28 protein-coding genes are annotated in these 25,521 nt (G+C 72.3%); 20 read left to right on the top strand and 8 right to left on the bottom strand.

Annotated features, from left to right (window positions below; genetic code table 11):
* Nucleotides 1-56: 56 nt before the first annotated feature.
* From IRQ30_RS04045 to IRQ30_RS04035, 3 genes are all read left to right on the top strand, one after another.
* A complete protein-coding gene (locus tag IRQ30_RS04045; protein WP_193611752.1) occupies nucleotides 57-716 on the top strand; it encodes a response regulator transcription factor in 660 nt (219 codons plus the stop codon).
* 55 nt (nucleotides 717-771) lie between these two features.
* Entirely contained in the window at nucleotides 772-1,179 is a 408-nt protein-coding gene (locus tag IRQ30_RS04040) for a Rid family hydrolase (protein WP_193611751.1), read from the top strand.
* Between the two features lie 99 nt (nucleotides 1,180-1,278).
* Entirely contained in the window at nucleotides 1,279-2,697 is a 1,419-nt protein-coding gene (locus IRQ30_RS04035) for a dihydrolipoyl dehydrogenase family protein (protein WP_193611750.1), read from the top strand.
* Between the two features lie 39 nt (nucleotides 2,698-2,736).
* On the opposite strand, the gene IRQ30_RS04030 is transcribed toward IRQ30_RS04035, so the two are convergent.
* Nucleotides 2,737-3,093: a MerR family transcriptional regulator gene (locus IRQ30_RS04030; RefSeq protein ID WP_193611749.1), complete on the bottom strand. Its 357-nt coding sequence runs from the start codon at nucleotides 3,091-3,093 to the stop codon at nucleotides 2,737-2,739.
* Between the two features lie 370 nt (nucleotides 3,094-3,463).
* Between IRQ30_RS04030 and IRQ30_RS04025 the strand changes: the two genes are divergently transcribed.
* The 4 genes from IRQ30_RS04025 (at nucleotide 3,464) to IRQ30_RS04010 (ending at nucleotide 6,610) form a co-directional block, all read left to right on the top strand.
* A complete protein-coding gene (locus IRQ30_RS04025; RefSeq protein ID WP_193611748.1) occupies nucleotides 3,464-3,691 on the top strand; it encodes a hypothetical protein in 228 nt (75 codons plus the stop codon).
* Nucleotides 3,688-4,641 (top strand): protein kinase domain-containing protein, encoded by a 954-nt coding sequence (locus IRQ30_RS04020; RefSeq protein WP_193611747.1) that lies wholly within the window; start codon nucleotides 3,688-3,690, stop codon nucleotides 4,639-4,641. Before IRQ30_RS04025 ends, IRQ30_RS04020 begins: the two co-directional genes overlap by 4 nt.
* Before the next feature lie 31 nt (nucleotides 4,642-4,672).
* Entirely contained in the window at nucleotides 4,673-5,512 is an 840-nt protein-coding gene (locus IRQ30_RS04015; protein ID WP_193611746.1) for an alpha/beta fold hydrolase, read from the top strand.
* Nucleotides 5,513-5,671: 159 nt separating this feature from the next.
* Entirely contained in the window at nucleotides 5,672-6,610 is a 939-nt protein-coding gene (locus IRQ30_RS04010) for a DUF2515 family protein (RefSeq protein WP_193611745.1), read from the top strand.
* 40 nt (nucleotides 6,611-6,650) lie between these two features.
* On the opposite strand, the gene IRQ30_RS04005 is transcribed toward IRQ30_RS04010, so the two are convergent.
* From IRQ30_RS04005 to IRQ30_RS03990, 4 genes are all read right to left on the bottom strand, one after another.
* Nucleotides 6,651-7,832, bottom strand: a complete 1,182-nt coding sequence (locus IRQ30_RS04005) for an NAD(P)/FAD-dependent oxidoreductase (protein WP_193611744.1) — start codon at nucleotides 7,830-7,832, stop codon at nucleotides 6,651-6,653.
* A 75-nt stretch (nucleotides 7,833-7,907) separates the two neighbouring features.
* A complete protein-coding gene (gene sigJ / locus IRQ30_RS04000; protein WP_193611743.1) occupies nucleotides 7,908-8,843 on the bottom strand; it encodes an RNA polymerase sigma factor SigJ in 936 nt (311 codons plus the stop codon).
* Nucleotides 8,844-8,899: 56 nt separating this feature from the next.
* A complete protein-coding gene (locus IRQ30_RS03995) occupies nucleotides 8,900-10,132 on the bottom strand; it encodes an NAD(P)/FAD-dependent oxidoreductase (RefSeq protein WP_193611742.1) in 1,233 nt (410 codons plus the stop codon).
* A 67-nt stretch (nucleotides 10,133-10,199) separates the two neighbouring features.
* Nucleotides 10,200-10,568 (bottom strand): thiol-disulfide oxidoreductase DCC family protein, encoded by a 369-nt coding sequence (locus tag IRQ30_RS03990; RefSeq protein ID WP_193611741.1) that lies wholly within the window; start codon nucleotides 10,566-10,568, stop codon nucleotides 10,200-10,202.
* 132 nt (nucleotides 10,569-10,700) lie between these two features.
* Here IRQ30_RS03990 and IRQ30_RS03985 point away from each other — a divergent pair, with 132 nt between their 5' ends.
* The 3 genes from IRQ30_RS03985 (at nucleotide 10,701) to IRQ30_RS03975 (ending at nucleotide 14,436) form a co-directional block, all read left to right on the top strand.
* Nucleotides 10,701-12,125: an NAD(P)/FAD-dependent oxidoreductase gene (locus IRQ30_RS03985; RefSeq protein ID WP_193611740.1), complete on the top strand. Its 1,425-nt coding sequence runs from the start codon at nucleotides 10,701-10,703 to the stop codon at nucleotides 12,123-12,125.
* Between the two features lie 28 nt (nucleotides 12,126-12,153).
* Nucleotides 12,154-13,524, top strand: a complete 1,371-nt coding sequence (locus IRQ30_RS03980; protein WP_338089561.1) for a cytochrome b — start codon at nucleotides 12,154-12,156, stop codon at nucleotides 13,522-13,524.
* Between the two features lie 72 nt (nucleotides 13,525-13,596).
* Nucleotides 13,597-14,436, top strand: coding sequence for an NAD-dependent epimerase/dehydratase family protein (locus tag IRQ30_RS03975; RefSeq protein ID WP_193611738.1), 840 nt, complete (start codon nucleotides 13,597-13,599; stop codon nucleotides 14,434-14,436).
* 41 nt (nucleotides 14,437-14,477) lie between these two features.
* Here the strand turns inward: IRQ30_RS03975 and IRQ30_RS03970 are convergent, their stop codons facing one another.
* Both IRQ30_RS03970 and IRQ30_RS03965 read right to left on the bottom strand, forming a co-directional pair.
* Nucleotides 14,478-14,807: a hypothetical protein gene (locus IRQ30_RS03970; protein ID WP_193611737.1), complete on the bottom strand. Its 330-nt coding sequence runs from the start codon at nucleotides 14,805-14,807 to the stop codon at nucleotides 14,478-14,480.
* A gap of 110 nt (nucleotides 14,808-14,917) precedes the next feature.
* Nucleotides 14,918-17,524 carry a 5'-nucleotidase C-terminal domain-containing protein gene (locus IRQ30_RS03965; protein ID WP_193611736.1) on the bottom strand — a complete coding sequence of 869 codons (2,607 nt, stop codon included), beginning with the start codon at nucleotides 17,522-17,524 and terminating at the stop codon, nucleotides 14,918-14,920.
* Between the two features lie 173 nt (nucleotides 17,525-17,697).
* On the opposite strand from IRQ30_RS03965, the gene IRQ30_RS03960 reads away from it, so the two are divergent.
* The 5 genes from IRQ30_RS03960 to rpsN are packed head-to-tail and all read left to right on the top strand — an operon-like array spanning nucleotide 17,698 to nucleotide 19,715.
* Nucleotides 17,698-17,952, top strand: a complete 255-nt coding sequence (locus IRQ30_RS03960) for a type B 50S ribosomal protein L31 (protein ID WP_193611735.1) — start codon at nucleotides 17,698-17,700, stop codon at nucleotides 17,950-17,952.
* Nucleotides 17,949-19,025, top strand: coding sequence for a GTP-binding protein (locus tag IRQ30_RS03955; RefSeq protein WP_193611734.1), 1,077 nt, complete (start codon nucleotides 17,949-17,951; stop codon nucleotides 19,023-19,025). Before IRQ30_RS03960 ends, IRQ30_RS03955 begins: the two co-directional genes overlap by 4 nt.
* A gap of 35 nt (nucleotides 19,026-19,060) precedes the next feature.
* Nucleotides 19,061-19,243: a 50S ribosomal protein L32 gene (rpmF, locus tag IRQ30_RS03950; protein WP_193611733.1), complete on the top strand. Its 183-nt coding sequence runs from the start codon at nucleotides 19,061-19,063 to the stop codon at nucleotides 19,241-19,243.
* 5 nt (nucleotides 19,244-19,248) lie between these two features.
* On the top strand, nucleotides 19,249-19,413 hold the full coding sequence (gene rpmG / locus IRQ30_RS03945) for a 50S ribosomal protein L33 (protein WP_193611732.1): 165 nt from the start codon (nucleotides 19,249-19,251) through the stop codon (nucleotides 19,411-19,413).
* Nucleotides 19,413-19,715: a 30S ribosomal protein S14 gene (gene rpsN / locus IRQ30_RS03940; protein ID WP_193611731.1), complete on the top strand. Its 303-nt coding sequence runs from the start codon at nucleotides 19,413-19,415 to the stop codon at nucleotides 19,713-19,715. Before rpmG ends, rpsN begins: the two co-directional genes overlap by 1 nt.
* A gap of 96 nt (nucleotides 19,716-19,811) precedes the next feature.
* Here the strand turns inward: rpsN and IRQ30_RS03935 are convergent, their stop codons facing one another.
* Nucleotides 19,812-21,521 carry a metallophosphoesterase family protein gene (locus tag IRQ30_RS03935; RefSeq protein ID WP_193611730.1) on the bottom strand — a complete coding sequence of 570 codons (1,710 nt, stop codon included), beginning with the start codon at nucleotides 21,519-21,521 and terminating at the stop codon, nucleotides 19,812-19,814.
* 331 nt (nucleotides 21,522-21,852) lie between these two features.
* On the opposite strand from IRQ30_RS03935, the gene IRQ30_RS03930 reads away from it, so the two are divergent.
* From IRQ30_RS03930 to IRQ30_RS03910, 5 genes are all read left to right on the top strand, one after another.
* A complete protein-coding gene (locus tag IRQ30_RS03930) occupies nucleotides 21,853-22,233 on the top strand; it encodes a (2Fe-2S) ferredoxin domain-containing protein (RefSeq protein ID WP_193611729.1) in 381 nt (126 codons plus the stop codon).
* Nucleotides 22,234-22,468: 235 nt separating this feature from the next.
* Nucleotides 22,469-22,672 (top strand): hypothetical protein, encoded by a 204-nt coding sequence (locus IRQ30_RS03925; RefSeq protein ID WP_193611728.1) that lies wholly within the window; start codon nucleotides 22,469-22,471, stop codon nucleotides 22,670-22,672.
* 65 nt (nucleotides 22,673-22,737) lie between these two features.
* Nucleotides 22,738-22,893: a hypothetical protein gene (locus IRQ30_RS03920; protein ID WP_193611727.1), complete on the top strand. Its 156-nt coding sequence runs from the start codon at nucleotides 22,738-22,740 to the stop codon at nucleotides 22,891-22,893.
* Nucleotides 22,894-22,946: 53 nt separating this feature from the next.
* Nucleotides 22,947-23,756, top strand: a complete 810-nt coding sequence (locus IRQ30_RS03915) for an alpha/beta fold hydrolase (protein ID WP_193611726.1) — start codon at nucleotides 22,947-22,949, stop codon at nucleotides 23,754-23,756.
* Between the two features lie 47 nt (nucleotides 23,757-23,803).
* Nucleotides 23,804-25,429 (top strand): PAS domain-containing sensor histidine kinase, encoded by a 1,626-nt coding sequence (locus IRQ30_RS03910; RefSeq protein WP_338089559.1) that lies wholly within the window; start codon nucleotides 23,804-23,806, stop codon nucleotides 25,427-25,429.
* Nucleotides 25,430-25,521: the final 92 nt, after the last annotated feature.

The following is a 25,521-nucleotide window of genomic DNA, read 5'->3' as shown; positions in this document are numbered from 1 at the left end:
CGTCGCGCCGTCCGAGCACCAGCAGCCAGCGATCCGAGAGAGCCGGGACCCGCACCATGAGCCTACGTCTGCTCGAGCCGGAAGGGCTCGGCTCCACGGAGCGCGACCTCGCACCGGCAAGGATCGTCCTGGCGGACGGTGAGTCGCTGCTGCGCACGGCCTTGGCCAGGCTCCTGCCGATGGAGGGCGCGATCGAGGTCGTCGCCGAGGTGGCTGACGGACGACGGGCGGTCGAGGTCACCGTGCGTGAGCGACCGGACGTCCTCGTCATCGACGTCGAGATGCCCGGGATCGACGGGCTGGAGGCAGTCTCCGCGATCCTCCGTGCGCGACCGCACCAGGCAGTCCTGGTGCTGGCGCGTCATGCAGGGCCGGCAACACTGCGCCGAGCTCTCCGGGCCGGCGTCCGCGGCGTGGTCAGCAAGTCGTCCGACGTCGACCAGATCGCCTCGGCGATCAGGCTCCTGCACGACGGCAGGTGCTGGATGGACCCGGAGGTCTCCGCGCGCGCCATCGTCGACGACTCCCCCCTCACCGACCGCGAGCTCGACGTCCTCCTCCTCACCAGCGAGGCCCGCAGCGTCTCCGACATGGCAGCGGCCCTGTGCCTGGCCGAGGGCACCGTGCGCAACTACCTCTCCAGCTCCATCCGCAAGACCCAGACGCGCAGCCGTCACGAGGCCGCTCGCGTCGCCCGCACGAACGGGTGGCTGTGACGCCACCGCTCCCCACGGTCGGCCACGTCCGACCCCGACACGAAGGACGACCCACGTGCCCGTGACCCTCTCCCACCCGAACGGCCTCCTGCAGCAGCCCGACTACGCGCCCGTCGCCCTGGGCGTCGGCACTCGCCTGCTCCTGCTCGCCGGCCAGGCAGCCGTGACCCCGGAAGGTGAGGTGACCTCGACCGACCTGGCCGGCCAGGTCCACTCCGCCATGCACCACGTGGCCGTGGGCGTCACGAGCGCTGGGGGCGAGGTCGGCGACGTCGCACGACTGACCATCTACGTCGTCGGCTGGACACCCTCCATGGCCGAGGAGCTGCTGGAGGGCACCGCGCGCGCCCAGCAGTCCGACGGCTTCACCACGCCGCTGCCGCCCATCACCGTCATCGGGGTGCAGGCGCTGTGGACGCCCGCGCTGCTCGTGGAGATCGAGGCCACCGCCGTCTTCGACTGACGGAGTCTCGGCGGTCCAGCTCGATCGCAGTCCTGAGGCGCGGCGTCACCGACGACGTCACCCTGCGCCCGCGCACGCACCAGCCAGCAAGGAGGTCTCATGGAGACGGCATACGACGTCGTGGTCATCGGAGGAGGCGCGGTCGCGGAGAACGTCGCCGACCGCGCGGTGAAGGGCGGGCTCACCGCCGTGCTCGTCGAGCACGAGCTCGTCGGCGGTGAGTGCTCCTACTGGGCGTGCATGCCCTCGAAGGCACTCATCCGCAGCGGCATGGCGCTCCGTGCGGCCCGACAGGTCGGCGGGGCACGCGAGGCGGTGACCGGCGGTCTCGACGTCTTCGCGGTCCTCGCCCGCCGCGACGGCTTCACCCAGGGCTGGGACGACTCGAGCCAGGTGGACTGGGTGTCCGGGGCCGGCATCGCCCTGATCCGCGGGTACGGCCGGCTCACCGCGACCAGGCAGGTCACCGTCACCGCGTCGGACGGCGTCGAGACCGTGCTGACCGCGCGGCACGCCGTCGTCATCAGCACCGGATCCGACCCGCTCCTCCCGGACATCCCCGGCCTCGCCCACGCGAGCCCGTGGACCCCGCGCGAGGCCACCAGCGCGCAGGCCGCTCCCCCACGGCTGGCCGTCGTCGGGGGCGGTGTCGTCGCGGTCGAGATGGCCACGGCCTACGCATCGTTCGGGACCGAGGTGACCGTCTTCGCCCGCAGCGGCCTGCTGCGGGGCCAGGAGGACTTCGTCGGCGACCTGGTCACGGCGGGTCTCTACGGGCTGGGCGTCACCATCCACCGCAAGTCGCCCACCGCCGTCACCCGGACCCCCGCCGGGGTCACCGTGTCCATCGGCGATCGCAGCGTCGAGGTCGACGAGGTGCTCGTCGCCGCCGGCCGCGCTCCGCGCACCGACGACATCGGCATCGAGGTCGCCGGCATCGAGCCCGGCATGTGGATCGACGTGGACGACACCCTGCTCGTGAGGGGCACCGACTGGCTGTACGCCACCGGCGACGTGAACCGCCGCGCTCTCCTGACCCATCAGGGGAAGTACCAGGCGCGCGCCGCCGGTGACGCCATCGCCGCCCGCGCACTCGGCAGGACCGTGGACGACACCGCCTGGGGCGCTCACGTGGCGACCGCTGATCACGAGGCGGTTCCGCAGGTCGTCTTCAGCGTGCCGGAGGTGGCCTCGGTGGGCCTCACCTCGGCGCAGGCCACCGAGGCGGGCTACGACGTGCGCGTCGTCGACTACGACCTCGGCTCGGTCGCGGGGGCGAGCCTCCAGGCCGACGGCTACCAGGGCATGGCCAGGATGGTCGTCGACGAGAGGCGCCGCGTCATCCTCGGGGTGACCTTCGTGGGTCAGGACGTCGCGGAGCTGCTCCAGGCGGCGACGATCGCGGTGGTCGGTCAGGTGCCGCTCGATCGCCTGTGGCACGCCGTGCCTGCCTATCCGACCATGAACGAGATCTGGCTCCGGCTGCTGGAGACCTACGGCCGTCCCGAGCCGACCTGACAGCCTGGCGGCCGGGCCGCCGTGGAGCGGGCCGCCGACCTATCCGTGTTCGTCGTGCGGAGTCCCGACCACGTCGGCGTCGTCCAGGATCGCGGAGATGTCGGCCCGAGCACGCAGCAGACGCTCGACGCCGGCGGCGAGCTCGGCGTCCAGCTCGCGCAACGCGTCCTGCCCGCCCTCGCCGCGCGCGCCGACCTGCCCGATCCGTGAGAGCGGGACGCCCAGCTCGGCCAGCCGCCGGACCTCCAGCAGCCGCAGGAGGTCCCGCTCCCCGTACTGCTTGTAGCCGTTGGGCAGGCGTCTCGGCTCAGCGAGGAGACCGAGCCGGTGGTAGTGCCGGATCGTGTTCACGGTCGTCCCCGCCAGCTCGGCAAGCTCGCGCGTGCTCCAGGTCATCGTCCTCCTCGTGGGCGGTGGGCCGCTCGGCTCCCTCCGCTGCCGAGTGCCGGCTCCGCAGCCTCCCACCGGCGGCTGCACCTTCGCGTCGGTAGAAGTCCCTGATCCGCCTGCGCGGCAGGGCGTCCACCGTCCCCGTGCGCGTCCCGCACCGTGACGTCCGGGGAGCACTCAGGGCTTTTCACTGACGCGAAGGGGCAGCCGCCGCTGCGAGCCTGATGGCCACCGCAACGACCGGCCCCCACCAGCGGGCCGGGATCCCCCAGACACGAAGGACCGTCATGCCCGCCAGTCCCGTCACCGACGTGAGCAGCCTGCACGTGACGTGCCCGGAGCACGCGCCGGCGACCCCGCTGCCGATGGGCTCGTGATGATCGCGGTCGCCAGCTGGCACTGGATCTGGGTCTGGATGACCGAGAACCTCCCGCTGCTCGAGCGGCTGCTCGCCGGCGGCTCGACCCTCCACGTGGTCCTCGATGCCTGGAACGGCGTCGTCTCCCTCGCCGACTCGCTGCTCCTCCTGGTGGGCACCCTGGTCTGGGTCGTCGTCACGGTCGCCCTGACGTCCCGGCTGCTGCACTGGAGGCCACGCCGATGAGCCCGTCACGAGTGCTGGGGGGCCGCTACCGGTTGGGTGAGGTGATCGGTCGTGGCGGGACCTCCGTCGTGCACTCGGCCCACGACCTCCGCGCAGGACGCCGGGTCGCCGTGAAGGTGCTGCGCCAGGAGCTCGCCGCCGATCCACAGCTCGCCTCCAGGTTCCGGCGCGAGGGGCAGCTCTTGGCCGGCCTGCGTCACCCCGCGATCGTCACCTTCCTGGACGCCGGGTGGGACGCGGTCGACGGATCCTCGCCGGACCGGGTGTGCGTCCCGTTCCTCGTCATGGACCACGTCCCTGGCCGGTCGCTGCGAGAGCTGCTCAAACAGGGAGACTCGACCCTCGAGCGCTCCATCTCCTACCAGCTGGGAGTCCTCTCGGCGCTGGAGTTCAGCCACCGGGCCGGTGTCGTCCACCGCGACATCAAGCCGGGCAACGTGATCATCACCCCGGACCACACGGTCACGGTCGTCGACTTCGGGATCGCTCGTGACGGCAGCGATCCCGCGGCGACCCTCACCCATGCCCAGGCGTTCCTGGGAACTCCCGCGTACCTCTCACCGGAGCAGGCGCGCGGCGCGACTGCGGGCGCTCGCAGCGACCTCTACTCCGCCGGCTGCCTGCTGTACGAGCTGCTGGCCGGGCGGCCGCCGTTCGTCGGCGACGACCCGGTCTCCGTCGCCTACCAGCACGTGCACGAGGAGCCGGCGACGCTCAGCACCCACCGCCCCGACCTGGCTCCCGCGCTCGACGCGGTGCTGGCGAAGGCCCTCGCCAAGTCCCCCGACGACCGGTTCCAGGACGCGCGAGCCTTCGCCCGAGCGCTTCGGTCGGCCGCGCACGGCCTCACCCCTCACCCCGGCGGCGCCCAGGCGCGCGCCGTCGTCCACGACGTGCCCCTGACCTTCGGCAGGGGCATCGACACCGGCACGGCCGCCCTGGCCTGCTGACCGCACCGCACATCACTGGAAGGGAACGACCATGGGACTCATCAGCGTCGGCCACGAGAACGGCACTCCGATCGAGCTGTACTACCGGGACCAGGGGGCGGGCCAGCCCGTCGTCCTCATCCACGGCTACCCGCTGGACGGTGACAGCTGGGAGCGCCAGACGCGCGAGCTGCTCGCCGCCGGCTACCGCGTCGTCACCTACGACCGTCGCGGCTTCGGCCGGTCCTCCAAGGTCGGCACCGGCTACGACTACGACACCTTCGCCGCCGACCTGGACGCCGTGCTCACGACGCTCGACCTCCGCGACGTCATCCTGGTCGGCTTCTCGATGGGCACGGGCGAGCTGGCCCGCTACGTCGCGAAGCACGGCACCGAGCGCATCGCCAGGCTCGCGTTCCTCGCCTCCCTCGAGCCCTTCCTCGTGCAGCGCGACGACAACCCGGGCGGAGTCCCGTCGAAGGTCTTCGACGACATCGAGGCCGCGGCCAGAGCCGACCGCTATGCGTGGTTCACCCAGTTCTTCCGGGACTTCTACAACCTCGACGAGACTCTGGGATCGCGTGTCAGCGAGGACGTCGTCCGGGCGAACTGGAACACCGCCACCGCCAGCGCCCCCGTCGCGGCGTACGCCGTGGTGTCCAGCTGGATCGAGGACTTCCGGCACGACGTGGAGGCGGTCCGCGCCGCGCAGCTGCCGACGCTGATCCTCCACGGCACCGCCGACAACATCCTGCCGATCGACGTCACCGGCCGGCGCTTCCGAGACCTCGTGCCGCACGCCGACTACGTCGAGGTCGAGGGCGCCCCGCACGGCCTGCTCTGGACCCACGCCGACGAGGTCAACGCGGCCCTGCGGGCGTTCCTCGGCTGACCGCACGGGGAGACGGCCGCCGGTGCGTCGGGGTGGTCTCGAGGCTCGCTGCGCTCGCGCCTCGACCACCGAGGTCGGCGACCTCACGATCGGCGTGCCGCAACGGTCGTAGGTGATGAGGGGGTCGCCCTCATCACCTAGGAGGCACGGATGTCGAGCGTGAGCACAGCGAGCGAGGAAGGGCTCGGTGGCGGGCGACTGCTCGTCGCCCTCGATCGGATCCAGGAGCAGGGCGCTCCCCGCACGGTCGCCGGCTGGAAGGCCCTGGCCCAGGGGCTCCTTGTGGACGAGTGCTGCGCCCTGCACCGCAACCGGGAGATCTCGTCGTGCTACGCCTGGGCCTACCTGGCGCTGCCCACGTGCTTCAAGTGGGCCGGCATGGCGGCGATCGCGTCGCACCACGTCCGCGTGGCCCTCCTTCCGCTCCACCTCCACCCGGGGCTCCGGGGCTCCGCCCGACGGCAGGGACCGGAGAGGTGGCGGGTGCTCACCGGGGACGTGGACACGCTCCGGGCGACGAACAACGCCATCTTCGACGACCTGTTCTGGGTCCACCTCGCCTACCTGACCTCGCAGGACGGGATCACGCTGCTCCGCGCGCTCCTGCGCGACGAGCCTCGCTACGCCCCCGTGCTGGCAGGGTTCGAGGCACTGGACCAGGCTCGGCAGGTGCTGGAGGACGCGACGGCGTCGCCCGCGGCTCGAGGGAGGGCCCGGGAACTCGTCTGGAGGGGCAACCTCCTCCTGCTCGAGCACGAGCAGCGCGTCGTGGTGCAGCCCCGCTTCGACCGTCTCTCCGGCCGGTACGCGTGGGCCGTCTCGGTCGGGTCGGCGACGACGTTCGAGACGCGGGGACCGTGCCAGGCGATCGACTACTTCACCTCGTTCTACCTCTACACCCTCGCCCGCGCGGACCAGCGTGCCTCCGGCGCACGGGGGTGGCCGCGGATCACCGACTACGACGACCGGTGGCGCTGGCTCGCGTCGAGCGTCGTCCCGCGCTTCCGACGATTCGAGGCAGAGCCGCAGGTGATCGGGGCCATCCTGCGACGCATCCTGGACGAGGATGGCCACCGCGACACCGCCCGTGCGGCCTGACCCAGCCTGGGCTCCCACCCGGCGGGTGGACACCGGTCGCTCAGGAGGCCCCGGAGACGTGGGGCGACGCGATGGTGCCGGCTCGCTCGGGCCCCTTCGGCATCCGGTAGGAGCCCGGCTTCCGGGCCTCGCCGCGCATCCACTGGAGGGTCTGACGGCACACCCGCTCCTTGATCAGGGCACCGGCGCGCCCCCCGACGTAGAGGCGCCGGGGGGTGTCGTCGCTGCGCTGCACCTGGACGGTCCCCCCGGTGCGCCCGACGCTGATGCACTGGGCGTACATGGGCACGCTGACCTCGGTGACGCGGCCGCTCCCCCACCGAGCCACCACGGTGTCGCCCGCGTGGGCACCGAGCGGCAGCCCCGACTGACAGCTCATCCGGAACGGCATGTCGGACGGTGCCGCGGCGTCGCCGGCGGCGACGATCCGGGCGTCGTCGACGCTCGTCAGCGTCTCGTCCGTCAGCAGCCGGCCGCACGAGTCCGTGCTCAGGCCGCTGGAGGCGGCCAGCTGCGGAACGCTGAAGCCTGCGGTCCACACCGTGACCTCGCTCGGCAGCACCCTGCCGTCCGCGAGCTCCAGCCGGTCCGCGGCGACCGCGGCGACCGCGGCGCCCGGCCCCTCCACCAGGGTGACCCCGCGCGCGGCCAGCTGCCGGGTCACGGACCGGCGACCCGGCGTGCTCAGCGTCGGCGCGATGGCGTCGCTGACCAGGGTCACGCGCCGCCCCGCCTCCGCGAGCTCGGAGGCGGTCTCGATCCCCGTGAGACCACCGCCGACCACCGTGACGGGCGACGACAGCGGCAGGACTGCCAGCCGTGACCTGAGCCGTTGTGCCTGCTCGAGCTCGCTGATGGGGTAGGCGTGCTCGGCAGCGCCCCGCACGGCGGAGGGCACGTGGCCCGTGCTGCCCACGGCGTAGACGAGGTAGTCGTACTCGACGGTCGCGCCGGAGGCGAGGAACACGCGACGCTGGGACGCGACGATGCGCTCGGCCGAGTCGACCACGAGCTCGACATCCGGGTTGAGCAGGGACGCGTAGTCCTCGACGGCGTCGTCGTCGTCGATGGCGAGCTGGTGGAGCCGGATGCGCTCGACGAACACGGGCCGGGGGTTGACGAGGGTGACGTCGACCTCGGCGCTGCCCTGCATCCGGTTGGCGGCCATGACTCCGGCGTATCCCCCGCCGATGACGACGGCGCGACACTTCGTGGTGCTCATCTGGTCTCCTTCGTAGCGGCAGCACGGTGCTGACAACGACGACGACAAGACGGGCCCGCGAGATGTGAGGTGCCGTCAGTTCCAGAGAGTCAGCTTGTGCGGGTTCATCACCGTGCGGATGTCGGAGATGAGGCCGTCCACGACCTCGAGGGTGACCACGCCGATGACCCGTCCCTCGTCCCACAGCGCGAAGCCGAGGCCGTCCGGCGTCGCCTGCTCGCGCACCGCGGCCTGCGGGTACTTGGCGAGGAGGCCCATGAAGAAGCTCACGACCCGGTCGGCCCCGACCACGGGCTTGCGCGCGGCGTTCACGACACCGCCACCGTCGGACCTCCAGACCACCTCGGGGTCGAGCACGGCCACCAGGCCGGCGAGGTCCCCGTTGCGAGCGGCCGTGGCGAACGCGGTCACGACCTCGTCGTGCTCGGCCCGCGAGACCCGGCGGTCACGCCCCTGCTGCACCCGGCGTCGTGCCGAGGTGGCGAGCTGACGACAGGCTGCCGGGCTTCGCCCGACGATCTCCGCGATCTCGTTGAACGGCATGGCGAAGATGTCGTGCAGGACGAACGACACCCGCTCCGCGGCGGTCATCGACTCCAGGACGACGAGCAGAGCCGTGCTGACCGAGTCGTCCAACGTGACCTGGTCGGCCGGGTCGGTGACCGAGGCGGACAGCCCGCTGACCGCGTGCGCAGGGATGGGCTCCGGCAGCCACGGCCCGGCGTACGACTCCCGTCGCCAGCGCGCCGAGCCGAGCACGTTGAGGCAGACGCGGCTCGCCACGCGGGTCAGCCACGCCGCCGGGACCTCGATGACGTCCCGCTCCTCCTGGCTCATCCGGTACCAGCGCACGTACGTCTCCTGGACCGCGTCCTCGGCCTCGGCCATGGTCCCGAGCATCCTGAACGCCAACGAGATCAGGTGACGTCTCTCCTCCAGGACGTCGACGCCCGGGTCCGGTCCGTCGGCAGCACGCAGGTCACGGTTCGTCTCAGCTGGCTCTTCGTCCATGGTGGACCTCCTCTGCGTGCTCGACCGGACAGACCGGTGAGATGTGATGTCGCTGCTCAGATTCGCAGTCTGCGTCGTCCCGACCTGCGGCGCCCCTCGCGGCGGGCGCTCGTGGGCGGCTTGGCCCAGCGGTACGCGCCGGCGCGCGTCCGCTCCCAGGCGAGGACCGACCTCGCGTACCTGGTGTTCAGCTCGTTGAACGCCGCCGCGGGCCTGCCCGTGAGGACGGTCCCGCTCGGCGTGTCGTCGAACCGGGTCCGCTGGACGAGTCCGTCGCCGGGCCCCAGGCTCATCGCCAGGACGAGATAGGCGAGCGCGAAGGGCTCGGGCGAGCGCCCCTCGAGTCCCGCGATGACCGTGGCGGCCGCATGACCCCCCTGGGGGATCGCTGTCGCACACGCCATCCGCAGGGTCGCGCCGGACGGTCCGAGGATGACGCTCCCGTCGCCCGCGCCGAGGATGTCCGGGTGCCTCGCGGTGCGCAGGCACTCGTCGACGACCAGCCGACCGGAGCGGTCGACCTCGAGACCGCTGTCCCGCGCGAGGGTGGGCACCGCGAACGACGCGGCCCACACCACGCAGTCCGCGGCCAGCTCCTCGCCCTGGTCGGTGCGGACACCGGTCCGGGTCACCTCGGTGACGGGAGTGTGCTCCACGACGTCGACGTAGGACATCGCCTGAGCCTGCTCGAGGTAGCGGCGTGCCTTCACCGAGAGGGTGGGGGCGAGCCGGGACGAGGTGACGATGCTGAGCCGCAGGCTCGGTCGTCGCGATGCGAGCTCCGTGACGAGCTCGATCGCGGTCGCTCCCCCGCCGACGATGAGGACGGAGGCGTCGTCGGAGAGCTGGGCGAGTCGGCGGCGCAGCGCCTGGGCCGCCTCCAGGCTGGAGATGTTGTGGGCGTGCTCGGCCGCGCCGGGGACCGCGCCGACCGGCACGCCACTGCCGACGGCGTACACCAGCGTGTCGTAGTGGTCGGTCCACGGTCTGTTCTCCGCGCCCTCGACACCGTCTACCCGATGGGCGTCGGGTCGGATCCTCGTCACGCGGGCGATCCGGAGCCCCACCGAGGGCCTCAGCAGGGACCGGAGCGAGTGGCGGGTGGCCGGCTCGGCGTCGGTCCGGGCGGCGACCTCGTGGAGGCGAACCCGTTCGACGAACGGCTCGATCGGGTTGACCAGGGTGATCCGCGCTCGCGACCCCAGCCTCCCAGCGAGCCGGTTGGCACACAGGACGCCGGCGTAGCCGCCGCCGATGACGAGGATGCGTTCAGGCCTGGGGGTGGTCATGGTCCCTCGACCACGCACCGCCGTCGTTCGTGAGGTCAAGGGTCGACGGACCCGCCAGGCCCGAGACTCAGCGAGCGTCGAGCGAGCAGGCGGGCGTCCCGCCCGGCAGGCGCGAGCGGTTGGCGGCGATCCAGTGGTAGGCGCGCCTCGCGACCGGGTCGACGGGCCGGGTCGTCATCAGCCGCCCGACCAGGCGCCACGGCAGCGGGCCGGTGCGCAGGATCGCCGCGAACGCCTGGTGTCCGTAGTCCACGCGTCCGTCGGGGTGGACGTAGGGCATCTCCACCAGGGCTCGCTCCTCGTCGACACCCAGTGCGGCGAGGTCGGCCGACTGCACGGTGGAGCTTTCGACGTCGACGCCCAGGCGCGGCACCAGCGTGGCGGTGCGCATGCAGAAGCCGCAGTCCGCGTCGTTGAGCATAAGTCCCCGGTCCATGCCATCCACGGTACGCCGGCGTCCTGCGCCGGCCCGGTGGCCCTCTCCACGCCCCACCTCACATCCGGCGGCGCCCAGGTGTCGAAGAAGCGAGACCCCGCACGGGATCGCACCCAGTCAGGAGAAGCGTCGATGTTCCGTACTCCCCAGATCCTCATCGTCGGTGGCGGCTATGCCGGCTTCTACGCCGCGTGGCACCTCGAGAAGCGCCTCAAGCGGTCGGAGGCGTCCGTGACGATCCTCGACCCTCGTCCGTACATGACCTACCAGCCGTTCCTGCCGGAGGTGGTGGGCGGATCGATCGAGGCCCGCCACGTGGCCGTGTCGCTGCGCAGGCACCTGCGGCGCACCACCGTGCTGAGCGGACGCGCGACGTCGATCGACCATGCGAGCAAGTCCGTGGAGGCCCGCATGAACGACGGGCGGGACGTGAGCCTGTCCTACGACATCATCGTGGTCACCGCGGGCGCCGTCACCCGCACGTTCCCCGTGCCGGGCATCGCGGAGACAGCGCTGGGCCTCAAGCACGTCGAGGAGGCCGTCGCCATCCGGGACGGGCTGCTCACGGCGCTCGACCGGGCCGCGGACCTGCCGAAGGGGCCGGCCCGCTCCAGCGCCCTGACCGTCACGTTCGTCGGCGCCGGCTACGCGGGTGTCGAAGGGTTCGGGGAGCTGCTCAGCCTGTCGCAGGCCGCGGTGAAGAGGTATCCGGAGATCGAGCCCCACGAGCTCCACTTCCACCTGGTGGAGGCGAGCGAGCGCGTCCTGCCCGAGGTCTCCGCCAAGACCGGCGCGTGGGTGGTGCGCTCGCTCGAGCGTCGGGGGGCCCGGGTGCACCTGAGGACCACGGTGACCTCGGCGGTGGGAGGCGAGGTCGTCCTGTCCTCGGGCGAGCGCTTCGGGTCCGACCTGATCGTCTGGACGGCGGGGACGGCCGCCAACCCGACCATCGCCAAGCGCTCCGACCTGCCCGTCAACGCACGCGGCCTGCTCATCGTGCGCCCCGACCTCCGCGTCGGCACGGACGACCACCCGGTGACCGACGCCTGGGCGATGGGCCCCGCGTCCACGACGGGAGACGCCTGGGGTCGGGACGACGCCTGGGCGGCCGGCGACAACGCCGCGGTGCCGGACCTCTCACGCACCGCGTCCCCGCCGTACGTCTACACCGTGCCCAACGCACAGCACGCCGTCCGTCAGGGCAAGCGACTGGCGCGCAACATCACGCGGACGCTGCGCGGCGCGGCACCCCGGCCCTACCGCCACCGCAGCCTCGGAACCGTCGCGACGCTGGGACTGGGGACCGGCGTGTTCGAGGCCGGCCCCGTGGCCATCAGGGGATTCCTCGGGTGGCTGATCCACCGCGGCTACCAGGTGCTCGCCATCCCGACCTGGGAGCGCAAGATCCGCGTCGCGGCCGGCTGGATCACCGCGCTCTTCCTGGGACGCGACATCGTGTCGCTGGCCTCGGTCCAACGCCCCCGACAGGAGTTCGTGAGCGGCGGTCGTCTCGAGGCTCGCCCTTCGTCACGGACGGGTGACGCGGATGCTGCGTGAGCGGTGGGCGACGCGGTCCCGCGGGCGCGTGGCTCCCCACCGCTGGGCCCACACGTTCGGCGTCATCTCGATGGCGGCGATGGTGGTCCTGCTGGTGACGGGAGTGTTCCTGACGTCGTTCTACGACGCCTCCGGCCCCCACCTCAGGTACGACGGCAGCTACACGCCGCTGGCGGGCGTCGAGGTGTCCCCGGCGTACGCCTCCACCATGCACCTCAGCTTCGAGGTGCGCGGCGGGCTCCTGGCCCGGCAGGCCCACCACTGGGCCGCACTCGTGCTCCCCGCCTCCCTGATCCTGCAGCTGTTCAGCACGTTCTTCTCCGGCGCTTTCCGCAAGCCGCGGCGAGGGATGTGGCTGCTGCTGTTCGCGACCTTCGTGCTCGCGCTGGCGGGTGGGTGGAGCGGCTACGCGATGCCGGACGACATGCTGTCGGGCACGGGGCTGAGGATCATGCACGGGATGGTGCTGGGCGTGCCTGTCGTCGGCCCTCGGCTCGCGTTCCTCCTCTTCGGCGGCGAGTTCCCCGGGCACATCATGGAGACGCTCTACCCGCTGCACGTCTACGTGGTCCCCGGGCTCCTGGTCGCCGTCGTCGCGCTGCGGCTGCGCCTGGCGTTCGTGCGCGGACCCATGCGCTCGGCGGCCGGGCGGGAACACGACAGCGAAGGCGGCCGTGCGTCCACCCTCCGCGTGACGATCGCGCGCTCCGGCGGCCTGTTCCTCGTCGCGGTGGGGGTGCTGGTCCTCATGGGCGGAGCCATGACGGTCAGCCCCATCTGGCTCTACGGTCCGGCCAACCCCGCCGTCGCGTCGAACGGCAGCCAACCCGACTGGTACCTCGGATTCCTCGACGGAGCGCTGCGGCTGGTGCCGCCCGGGTGGGAGGTCGTGCTCGGGGGCAACACGTGGTCGCTGGGGCTGCTCGTCCCCATGGCGGTCATCGGTGGCTTCCTGGTGCTCGTCGCCGCCTACCCGTTCATCGAGAGCAGGCTCTCCGGGGACCACGAGGAGCACCACGTGCTGGACCGCCCACGCGACCACCCGGTGCGGACCGGCGCCGGCGCTGCCGGCGCCGTGTTCTACGGCGTCCTGCTCTCCTCCGCCGGCGTCGACATCATGGCGACCCAGCTCCACCTCGCGTTCGAGTCCCTCATCTACGCCCTCAGGGTGGCCCTCGTGCTCGGACCCGCGCTGGCCTTCGTCGTGACGCGCGCGGTGTGCCTCGGCCTGCAGGAGCGGGAGCGCACGGCGGCGGCCCTCGGGTTCGAGACCGGAGTGATCGTGCGGGCAGCCGACGGCGGCTACACCGAGCTCCACGGCCCACTCCCGGCGTCCTCCACCCGGCCAGCCGACCAGCCCCTCGACACGGTGCCCACCAGCCAGGACAGCGCGGCGTAGACCGGCCGTGGGCGACGAGGCGGCCCGCACACCGGCAGCGTCACCGATCCGCACCGACAACGGAGGGACCCCATGCGCATCTTCCTCGCCGGCGGGACCGGGGTCATCGGCAGGAGGCTGGTGCCCCGTCTCCTCGCCGCGGGGCACGAGGTCGTGGCCACGACCCGCCACCTCGGGAACGTCGATCGGATCGAGCGCTCGGGCGCCACGGGCGTGGTGGTCGACGTCTACGACTCGGCGCGCCTCACCGAGCTGGTCGCGACGGCGGCGCCGGACCTGGTCATCCACCAGCTGTCCGACCTCCGCCACTACGACACCCGTGCCACGGCACGGATCAGGCGGGAGGGCACGAGGAACCTCGTGGCGGCCGCCCACCGGGCCGGCGTCGGACGAATCGTGGTCCAGAGCATCGCCTGGGCCTACGAGGACGGCCACGGCCTGGCGGACGAGGACGAGCCGGTCGAGGAGGGCTCCGCGGTGGCTGCCATGGAGGACCTCGCGCGCACCCTCGCCGGGCCCACGATCCTCCGCTTCGGCTGGTGGTACGGACCCGGCACCTGGTACGCCGAGGGCGGCCGAGTCGCCGATGCCGTGGCCGAGGGGCTCCTCCCCGCGACGCGCACCGTCAACTCCTTCGTGCACATCGACGACGCCGTCTCCGCGACCCTCCAGGCGATCCACTGGCCCGCGGGGGCCTACAACATCGTCGACGACGAGCCCGCGCCGGCGACCGAGTGGCTGCCCGTCTATGCCCGGTCGATTGGTGCACCCGCACCGACCTCGACGGTCTGGGCCCACCGGTCCCCCGGCGGACGGGGCGCGTCGAACGCCAAGGCCAGGGCTGCCGGGTGGACACCGCGTCATCCCACGTGGCGATCCGGGTTCGGCGCGACCGGACCGGGCAACGGGTGAGCCGCTCCTGGGCCGATCGCGACATCCGGCACCGGGCCGGGTCAGCGCTCCCAGGGGATGGTCGTCCAGATCGGCGCCAGGTCCAGGTGCCACTCGAGAAGGTCGTCGAGCGTGAGCGGCGGCAGGTCGGGCGCACGGTCCTCGACCGGCAGCGAGGGCTCGCTGAGGCGCAGCGGCTCGATCCCCACGAACAGCAGCTTGGTGACGAGGTCGCCACGGATCCGCCACGTGGCGGGCCTCTCGCACGACGGGCACGAGCAGAGCAGCTCGGCCTCGGCGCGCGGGGTGACGTCCATGCGCAGGACGGCCGAGGCCATGTCCACGCTGATCTCGGCATCGCACCGTGGGCACGTCATGAGCACCTCGATCACGACAGCCTCCTTGCTGGTCAGGGTGTACCACTCCGACCGAGCAGGCTGCGCACTTGTGAGGCCAGACGGCCCCGCCCCTGAGACCAGGGACGGGGCCGATCCGGGGTGGACTACCTCTTGGTGACCTTCAGCGCGAGCGTGTCCCTCGCCGGCAGGGTGAGGGCGTTGCCGAGGTAGCGCACGACGACCGTGCGCCGGCCGGCAGCCGTGAACCGCTTGAGCTGGACCGTCGCGACGCCCGACCGCAGGGTGCGGGTGTAGGTCCGGCCGGCGACCCTGACGGTGACCTTGCCGGTCGCGCGCTGACCGAAGGTCCGCACGACCACCTTGACCACGGCCCGGGTCCTGCGGACGACCACCTTGCCGGTCCTCTTGGTCGCCGTCACGGTCGCCGATGCCTTGGTGACGGTGGCGCGCAGCGCGGTCGCGGCGTTCTCGGCCTGAGGACCGGAGAAGGTCGCCGTGAGCGCGGTGGTGCCGGGCTCGAGCGTCCTGCCCGGGATGGTCACGGTCCCACGACCGTCGGTGACCGTGCCGGTGCCGACGACCCTGCTGCCGGCGGTGACCGTCACGGTCCCGTCGGCACGCGCCTCGGAGTCGACGACGACGTCGACCGGGACCGGCTGGCCGTACGACGTCCGCCGCGCGCTCGCCGAGACCGACGAGGCGGCCTTGGCCACGGGGATCGAGACCGTGGTTCCGCTCGGCTGCGCGACGAGCCGGACGGTGGCGCCGTAGGCGTCGTCGGGGACCGTGACGTCGACGTCGGCCGTGCCGTTGGCGACAGGCGACGAGCCGAGGCTCGTCACGGTGTCGCCCAGGACGACACTGGCCTCGACCGCGGTGTTGAGAGGCGCACCGAGCGAGGTGAGGTCGAGCTTGGTGAGCTGCAGGTCGAGCTGGTCACCGGGCTGGACCGGCGTGGCACCCACGCCGGTGGCGAAGACCTGGCGCCGGGCGAAGCTCGGGCTCTTGGCCTCGTCGTCGCCGAAGTAGCCGTTGATCCACAGGTCCCGGTCGACCTTGCCGGTGTCGCGGTTGGTGCCCTCCTTGAACGCGCGGAAGTTGTCGCCTCCGGTCGCGAGGAACGAGAAGGTGGAGACGACGTACTCACGGTCGTCGACCACGGGCCGCCCGTCGATCGTCACGCTCAGGATGTTGTTGCCCACCGGAGAGGTCGCCGAGGTGTCGGGCTTCGCGATGACCTGGACGTTCTTCGACAGTCCCAGGTGGAGGAACGGACGGCTGGGGCGGGTGACCCCGTCGGCGGTGGTCTGCCACTGCTGCTCGAGGACCTTCCTGAGCTCGGCTCCGGTGAGCGTCACGTAGGAGATGTTGTTGGCGAACGGCAGGACCGCGTTGGCCTCCTCGAAGGTGACCACGCCGGGGGCGTCCTGGGGGCTCGCGGCCAGGTTGGCGGCGTAGAGGAGCTCGTTGCGCAGGCCACCGGGGTTGACGAGGCCGATGTCGGGGCTGGTCAGGCCGGGGATGTCGGTGATGGGGGTCTCGCGCAGCGCGTCGGCCACCAGGTTGCCCAGGGTGGACTCGGAGAGGCGGTTGTCCCGCGTGCCTCCGGTGTAGCCGTCGGGACCGTAGCTGCCACCGGAGTAGGCGCTGGTGACGTCGTCCGTCACCTCGCCGACGGGGACGTCGCCGACCACGTTGGCGGCCGCTTCGGCGCTCCTGACGATGCCGTCCACCTCGGCGACGACGGGGTCGGCCAGGTTCTCGGTCGTCCCGACGGTGACCAGCTTCGCGGCCGGCACGGAGACCACGTCGGTGTCGGGGTCGTAGGCCAGGTCGACCTGACCGATCTTCGTGCCGTAGGAGCCGGTCTGCACGACGGGTCGGGTGCCACCGCCGGGCTTGTCGGCGTTCCAGACGTACTCCTTGTGCGTGTGACCGGTGAAGATGACGTCGACGGCCGGCGCGGTCGTCGTCACGATGTCGGCGAAGGCGCCGCCTGCGGCCACCTCGTCCTCCAGCGCGGCGTTGTCTGGCGTGCCGGCGCCGGCGCCCTCGTGGTAGCTGGCGACGATGACGTCGCAGGTGTCGGCGGCCTCGAGCTGGCCCGCGACGCGGTTGACGGCGGCCACCGGGTCGCCGAACTCCAGCGACGCGATCCCGGACGGGCTCACCAGGGTGGGCGTCTCCTCGGTGACGGCACCGATCATGCAGACGTCCACGCCCGCGACCTGGTGGGTCGAGTACTCGCGGAGAGCGGGCGTGGTGGTGCCCTTGAGGTAGACGTTGGCCCCGAGGATCGGGAAGCTCGCCTCGCGGTAGTCGGCGGTGCCCTCGACGACGTTGTCCTGCAGCCAGTCGTAGCCCTTGTCGAGCTCGTGGTTGCCCAACGTCGACGAGGCCAGCCCGAGCGCGTTCAGCACGTCGATGGTCGGCTGGTCCTCGGTGAAGGCCGAGGTGAACAGGGACGCCCCGATGTTGTCGCCCGCGGACACGAAGAGGACGTTGGCGTCGCCCTCGGCCGAACGGATGCCCTGGATCGTGGTGGCGAGCTCGACGGTGCTGTAGGTCGTGGCCTCGGCGGACCCGCTCCCGCCGTCGCTCGAGATGCGGCCGTGGTAGTCGTTGATGTCGAGCAGGGTGAGATCGACCGGCGCGGCGTGCGCGGCCGGGGCCTGGACCAGCGACAGCGCGGTGGCTGCGAGGGTGAGGCCGAGAACGGCAGAGAGGCTCTGCCGGGTGCGTGAGGACACGTAGGGACCTTTCGAGGGATCGAGGGAGCCCCTGGACGGTATCCCGGGGTCGGCCGCCTCCGACCGCCGGCAGGAGCGTGGGCGGCGTCGTGGTGAGGCCGAGTGCGGCACGCGCGAATCGCCGTTGGCTCGTGTGTCATAATGAGAATCGTTCTCGTTACCAGGAGGAGCGCATGAAGCACGGCACCCATCCCCCGTACGGCGCGGTGGTGTTCCGCGATCGATCTACCGGCAGCCTGACCCTGACGCGCTCGACGCTCGTCAGCCAGGACTCCAGCAAGGTCGTCGAGCTCGACGGCCGGACCTACCCGGTGATCGACGTCGACATCACGTCCGGCAGCCACCCGTTCTGGACCGGCACCGCCCGCGCCCTCGACACCGAGGGCCGCGTCGAGAAGTTCCAGCGGCGCTACGGGCGTCCGTCGTGAGGACGCCGCTGGTGGTGGTGACCGGGGTCCACCCGGTGGCCATGGACACCACGATGCTCAGCCTGGTCTGGGACCTCCCCCGGGCGGTCTCCGTCCGGCACCGGATCGACCCGGTCTCCCAGGTCCTGACCCGCACCGTGAGCGACCTCGACGGCGTCGTGGAGCGCGAGGAGATCCAGCTGGAGCACGCGTGCGTCAGCTGTGCCCTGCGCGAGGACATCGTGCCGACCTTGGAGAGGCTCGCCCGCGACGAGCGGTGGAGCACGATCGTGGCCGGGCTGCCCACCGCGACCGAGGCCGGACGGCTCGCCCACATCCTCGCCTCCGACAGCCGGCTCGTGCGTCACCTGACGCTGCGCGGCGTGGTTGCCGCCGTCGCTGCGGGGGACGTCGTGCGGGACCTGCTCAGCGACGACCTGCTGCGCGAGCGAGGGACCCACACCAACCCGGACGACGACCGTGGCGTGGGCGAGGTCGCCTGCGCCCAGATCGAGCTCGCCGACGTCGTCGTGGTCGACGACGACCCCGGCGCGGCAGCCACCGACCTGCTGCGCGCCCTCGCGCGACCCGACGTACCCCTCGTCCACGGCGTCCACCAGCTCGACGGGACCACACTGCTCGCACGACGTCACCAGCTGGACCTCACGAGCTCCTGGTGCTCGCCGGAGCTCCAGGCCGCCGTGCCGCCGTGGCAGGGCGAGCACGCCTGGAGGCTGGACCTGTCCTCACCACGCGCCTTCCACCCCGAGCGTCTGCTGGACCAGATCGAGCGTCTCGGCGCCGGCGCCCACCGCTCACGCGGGGCCTTCTGGGTCCCCACCAGGCCCGGGGACGTGCTGGAGTGGTCGGGCGCCGGGGGGCAGCTCAGCATCGGCAGCCACAGCCGGTGGGGTCGCCGGGACCCCGTCACCCGGCTGATCATGACCGGCCTCGGCGCGATGCCGCGGGACCTGCCGGCCGCCTTCGAGGACCTGCTGCTGAGCCCGTCCGAGGCCCTGCTCGACCGCCGCGGCTGGGACGTCGCCGAGGACGGGCTCGAGCCATGGCTGGGCGAGATCCGCAACGTTGCCTGACCCGTCCCCATCAGACCCGATCCAGGAGCACACCCATGGCCGTACCCAAGCGCCGTACCTCACGGAGCAACACCCGCCACCGTCGCGCCCAGTGGAAGGCGACACCCCCTGACCTGGTCCCCGTCACCGTGGCGGGCGAGGTCCACCGCGTCCCCCGCGCCCTCGTGCGCGCCGTCCAGCGCGGCTACGTCGATCCGGCCACGGGCGCGCCACGATGAGCCCCGTGCGAGGCAGCGACGTCCGGCCCATCGTCAAGCTCCGCTCGACGGCCGGGACCGGCGTCACCTACGTCACCCGCAAGAACCGCCGCAACGACCCCGACCGCATGGTGCTGCGCAAGTACGACCCCCGGGTCCGGCGCCACGTCGACTTCCGCGAGGAGCGCTGATGGCCAAGAGGTCCAAGATCGTCGCGAACGAACGGCGCCAGCAGACGGTGGCGCGGTACGCCGAGCGGCGGGCGCAGCTCAAGGAGGCCGTCCGCGTCGCCGGCACGCCGGAGGAGCTCGACGCCGCCACGCGGGCGCTGCAGCGCCTCCCCCGCGACGCCAGCCCCGTGCGCGTGCGCAACCGGGACCAGGTCGACGGGCGACCGCGCGGCTACCTGCGCAAGGTCGGGCTCTCCCGCATCAACCTGCGCACCCTCGCCCACCGCGGCGAGCTACCGGGCATCACCACGTCCTCCTGGTGACGCCGGGCGAGGCTCTGGTGCTCCCCTGCCGGCTCTCCGGCTCCCCTGCAGCGGGGCACCAGAGCGGATAACTCCGCGTTACAGCGGGGGTGGCCGCTACGGCGCGCCGACGTCGACGCGGGGCTCGACGACGGCGGTGCCGTCGGGCTCGAAGCGGTAGAGCTGGTAGCCGGTGACCAGGCGGGTCTCCTCGTCGAGGAAGACCACCGGGAACGACGCCTGCTGCAACGGTGAGGACCACGGGGTCGAGAAGTTGTTGATGGTGGAGGAGGCGAGGGCGCCGCCGGAGGTGCCAAGCTCCATCACGAAGGTCCAGGTGCCGTCGGAGTTCCAGACCACCCGGGGCTCGACCGAGCGGTGCCAGTGTCCGTAGAAGACGGCGCCCGCGGGCAGGTCCCGCACGCCGTCGTCGGTCGGCTCGGTCAGGGATCCCGGGGTGTCGAGGAAGTCGCGCATGTCGTCCACGTCGAGGAACGCCGCGACGGCGTAGCCCTCGTGCATCATCACGAGGTCCGGGCGGTCGCCGCTCTCCGCCTCGTCGAACAGGCGCGTGCCCTGGTCCTGCTGGTTCTCGTCGCCGCGCAGCGCCGAGCCGCCGAAGAGCTCCGTGCGGCTGGGATCGCCGTCCCCCAGGACGCGGACGCCGCCCAGCTCCTCCGACTCACCGTCCAGGACCGTCATGCCGGCGTCGGCCATCTGGTCGGCGCTCTGCCCCGACTCGTGGTTGCCGGTGATCGCCGCGATCGGCATGCCGTCCGCGATGGCGGCCTCCTTGCGGATGCAGGTGCCCTCCGCCGCCGTGCCGTTCGTCGTCAGGTCGCCGGCGACCGCGAGCAGGGACAGCGCGTCGTCACCGTGCTGCTCGCGGACCAGCTGCACGACCTGGGACTGCAGCCGGATCATGGCGGTGCTGCAGTGCATGTCGGACTGCATCAGCACGGCGACCTCACCCTCGCGCGGCCCCTCCATGTCGTCCTGCTGGTCGTCGAGGAGGGCGGCGGCCTTCGCCTCGTAGGCGCGGACCCCCTCCTCCTGCCGCCGGACGAGCACCTGTGCCTTGGACACCGCCCCACCCAGGACCGCGCGCAGCACGGGGCTGTTGGTCGAGCTCCCCTCGGCGAGGGTGCCGTCGAAGATGGGCAGCGCGTAGGCACCGTCGCTGGCGTCGCTGGCGGTGTCGGAGGTCTGGACCTGGGCCCAGGCCAGCAGGCTGGTCGTCAGCAGCACCACCAGCCCGCCGGCGACCGCTCGCCGCGGGCCTCCGTCGGCGGTCTCGCGGCGCCCGCGCAGCAGGAGGAGCAGCGCCAGACCCACGGCGCCTCCGCCGACCGCGACGACGAGCTCGGCGAGGAGCAGCTGGTGGTAGAACTCGCGCTGGACGAGGTCGACGTACTCCTGCACCGCGGCGGCGGGATCGTGGAACAGGCCGGCGTAGAGCTGGAGCATCTCCGGCCTGGCGTAGTCGGCGATGTCACCGTCGCCGGCGCCCGGGTCCCCCGGCCCGTTGACCGTCGCCACGAGGCCGACGGCGCCGTTGGACTCCGGGACGTAGACGGTCCCGGCGATCCCGAGCCGCACCTCGCTGTGACCCTCCGTGCTGAGCGAGAACGTCGTCGGCGACGTGCCGATCTGCGCCTCGACCTGGGTGTGGGTCAGCGCCCACGACAGCGCGAGCGGGGAGCCGAGGACGCCGGCCAGCACCATCGCGACGAGCAACCGCAGCGCGTGCCGGCCGGTCGTGCGCAGGAGGACCCGTCGGCGGTCGCTGCGGGCCCGGAACGATGCGTCGTCGGGGTCCGCATCCATCCGTCCAACCTATAAGGGGCCCGCGCACCCGCTCCCGCGTGCCCCACGACGGCGGACGCAGGTTCGGAGTGAGGCCACGGGCCGCCACCCCTCATGGCCCGGCCGCGCGCCACAGGGTTGCTCTCGGCGGCGCGCGTTCAGATCGCAGCCCGCCCCGCGCCGACGGCGCCCGCTGTCGTGGTGCGTAGCCTGGCGCCGCTCCCCCCGGGAGCGACGCAGCCCCAGCGAAGTCCGGTGAGATCCCGGCACTGTCCCGCAACGGTAGAGGCCCCAGCGCCGAGTCCGGTCGCCTGAGCTGCGTCCACGACCAGCCTCGAAGGAAGGCGCCTCGATGTCAGCCACCCCTCCCCCGCCCGGCGACCCCACCGTCACCGTCTGCCGCGGGTGCTGCTGCGGCACCAGCAAGAAGCGCCCTCTCGTCGACCACGCCGCCCGGCTCGAGTCACTGCGGCGTCTGCTCGACGGCACCGCCCGCGTGAGGGTCACCGACTGCCTGGGCCCGTGCGAGCGCTCCGACGTCATGGTCGTCTCGCCGTCCCCCGCCGGACGACGGGCGGGCGGTCGCCCCGTGTGGCTCGGACAGCTCAACGGCCGCCACGAGCCGACCGCGATCGCGGACTGGGTGGCATCCGGCGGCCCCGGCCTCGCCGACGTCCCCGAGAGCCTGCGCCGGGCGGTCTTCCGCAGCAAGGACCCCCTGCCGCGCACCTGAGTCCCGTCCCGGCATGGGCTGTGGCACGCGGGGTACTAGCGCGCCATGGTGGGATTCATCCTCGGGCTCTACGTCGTGACGGCACTCGGCGGCACCTACCTGTGGGGCTTCACGACGGGCGTCGGACGTCCCGAGAGCGTGGCCCGGAGCAGCTGTCTACGTCGGCGGCGAGGCCCTGCCGTGGGTCGCTTTCGCCCTGCTGGTCGCGGGCGCCGTACTCGGGGACGTGCTCCTGATGCGCACGCTGCGTCCCCGCGAGGCGGCGATGCGTGGCGCCGGACCGCCGGAGCAGGATCGTGGGCACACGCTGGTCCAGAACGAGCAGGCCAACGCCCGCCTCGCCGAGGACCAGATGCCCCGGCCCGTGATCGTCGTGCACGGCGTGCTCGCGGGCGTCCTGATGCTGCTCGTGCTGCTCGTGGCGCTCGGCGTCTTCTGACCTGCCCGGCACGGGTACCGCAGCCCAGCGCGTCGACCCACGACGCCCACTCCCAGGAGGACACGATGACCGAGGCACACGACACGAACGCCGGCGACGAGCGCGACGAGCAGCAGGAGGAGCTGGCCGACGTGCAGGACGAGCTCGACGCGCAGGCGGACGGCGACGGGCTCGCCGCCGAGGCGGGCACCGGCGACGAGACCGGCCTGTCGGAGGGATGACCTACCTCACGGGTGAGGTGGGGTCCGGGGCACCTCCACTAGGCTCGCGTCGCATGAGCGCCATCGCGCGGCATGGTGTGTCGCTCTCCGGCCCCGAGGACGGGCAGCCCATGATGTTCGCCCACGGCTTCGGGTGCGACCAGTCGATGTGGCGCTACGTCGCCCCGGCCTTCGCCGATCGCTACCGCGTCATCACCTTCGACCACGTCGGGTCGGGTGGCTCGGACGTCTCGGCCTACGACCCGGACAAGTACTCGACCAACGCCGGCTACGCCGCTGACGTCGTGGAGATCGTGCGCGAGCTGGACCTGCACGACGTGGTGTTCGTCGGCCACTCGGTGTCGTCGATGATCGGCGCGCTCGCCGTGATCGAGGCCCCGGAGCGCTTCGACAGGCTCGTGATGGTGAGCCCGTCACCGCGCTACATCGACGACGGCGACTACACCGGCGGCTTCTCCCCCGAGGACATCGACGAGCTCCTGGAGTCGCTGTCGAGCAACTTCCTCGGGTGGTCGGCCGCGATGGCGCCCGTCATCGTCGGCAACCCCGACCGTCCGGCGCTCGGGGAGGAGCTCACCGCGAGCTTCTGCCGCATGGATCCCGACATCGCCCGCCGCTTCGCAACGACGACGTTCCTCTCCGACAACCGAGCCGACCTGCCGATGGTCGGCGTCCCCACCCTGGTGCTGCAGTGCAGCCGCGACGCGATCGCCCCGGCGGCGGTCGGACGCTACGTCGCCGACACCATCCCCGGCGCGACGCTGGTGCAGCTGGACGCCACCGGCCACTGCCCCAACCTCAGCGCGCCGGAGGAGACCATCACCGCGATCGAGGGCTTCCTGCGGCAGCGGGTCGCGCCATAGCCATGCCGCCGGAGCAGCCTCGCCAGGGCTCGCACGAGCACGTGCCCGTGCCCGTGCCGGTTCCTGAGGGAGTGCTCGAGGAGGAGCTCGCGCTGCTGTACGACGAGGCGCCGTTCGGCTACCTCTCGACCACCCCCGACGGCTACGTCGTCCGGGTCAACGCCACGCTGTGCACCTGGCTCGGGTTCGGGGCCGACGAGCTGCTCGGCCTGCACCTGACCGACCTCCTCACGGCCGGTGGCCGGATCTACCACGAGACGCACTACGCCCCCATGGTGCAGATGCAGGGGTTCGTCCGGGAGATCGCCGTCGACCTCGTCCGCGCCGACCGCAGCCGTCTCCCGGTCCTGCTGAACGCGACCCTGGTCCGCACCCCCGACGGTGAGCCCCGCCTCGTCCGGGTGGCCGTCTTCGACGCGACCCAGCGTCGCGCCTACGAGCGCGAGCTGGTGCGTGCGCGCGACGAGCAGGGGGCCGAGCTGAAGGCCCGTGCGGAGCAGGCCGCCAGCGCCACGGCCACCGTCAGCCAGATCATCGACGCCGCCACCAACACGCTGCTCATCGCGACGGACGCGGACATGATCGTCACCCACTTCAACCGGGGCGCCGAGCAGATGCTCGGCCACGCGGCCGAGGACGTGGTCGGCAGGCCCTCGGCGGGCATCCTGGGCGTCGAGGAGACGCGGCGCCAGGCCGACGCGCTCGGCGTCACGCCGGAGTCCGCGATCATCGTCGCTGCCCTGGTCCGCCACGGCAGGCCGCGGGACTGGCGCATCACGACCCGCTCGGGCGAGACCCGCACGATGTCGCTGAGCTTCACCGAGATCCGCGACGGGCAGCGGTTGATCGGCTACCTCTGCGCCGGCGAGGACGTGTCCGTCCGGCTGCGCATCGAGGCGGCCCAGGCCGCGGCGCTCGCCCGCGAGCTGGAGTCGGTGGCCCGCCTGCAGGAAGCGGACCGGATGAAGGACGAGGTCGTCTCGACGATCAGCCATGAGCTGCGCACCCCGATCGCCTCGATCCGTGGCTACGGCGAGCTCCTCGCCGACGGCGACCTCGGAGAGCTGACGGCTGCGCAGTCCGGAGCGGTCGAGAAGATGCTGCGCAACGCGGCGCGGCTCTCCGCCCTCGTCGAGGACCTGCTGCACCTGGACCGGATCGGCTCCGCCGACGAGGTCCCCCTCCATCTCGTGCCCCACGACCTGGCGGCGCTGGTGGTCGAGGCCCGCGACAGTCTTGACCAGCTCGCCCGCGGCCGTGACGTCACCCTCGACGTGCGGGTGCCCGACGAGCCCGTCCTGGTGCTGAGCGACGCGCAGGCACTCGAGCGGGTCGTCCTCAACCTCGGCGACAACGCCCTCAAGTTCACCCATGACGGCGGCACCGTCACGCTCACCGTCGCCGCGACCGACGCGGGCTGCGTGCTGACGGTCGCCGACACCGGCATCGGCATGTCGGAGGAGGACCGCACGCGGGCCCGCGGCCGCTTCTACCGCTCGTCGGAGGCCTACCGGCTCGCCGTCCCGGGCACGGGCCTCGGGCTCAGCGTGGTGGACGCGATCGTGGCCGCTCACGGCGGCTCGATGGAGGTCGAGTCCACCCTCGGCGTAGGGACCAGCGTGACCGTCGTCTTCCCGACCAGCGATGCGGCGGCGGTCGGCGCCACGGCGTAACGGCCGCCCCCGGGACACCCGGGGGGCGGCACGCCGCGCGAATCCCCCCAGACCCACGCGTTCCCTTCAACTCCGTCACCGCGCTCGGGTTA

Origin of the sequence: Nocardioides lijunqiniae (assembly GCF_015024225.1) — a bacterium.
GTDB lineage: Bacteria > Actinomycetota > Actinomycetes > Propionibacteriales > Nocardioidaceae > Nocardioides > Nocardioides lijunqiniae.
The sequence above is the reverse complement of the archived record's forward strand: the minus strand, read 5'-3'. Positions and strand labels throughout refer to the sequence as shown.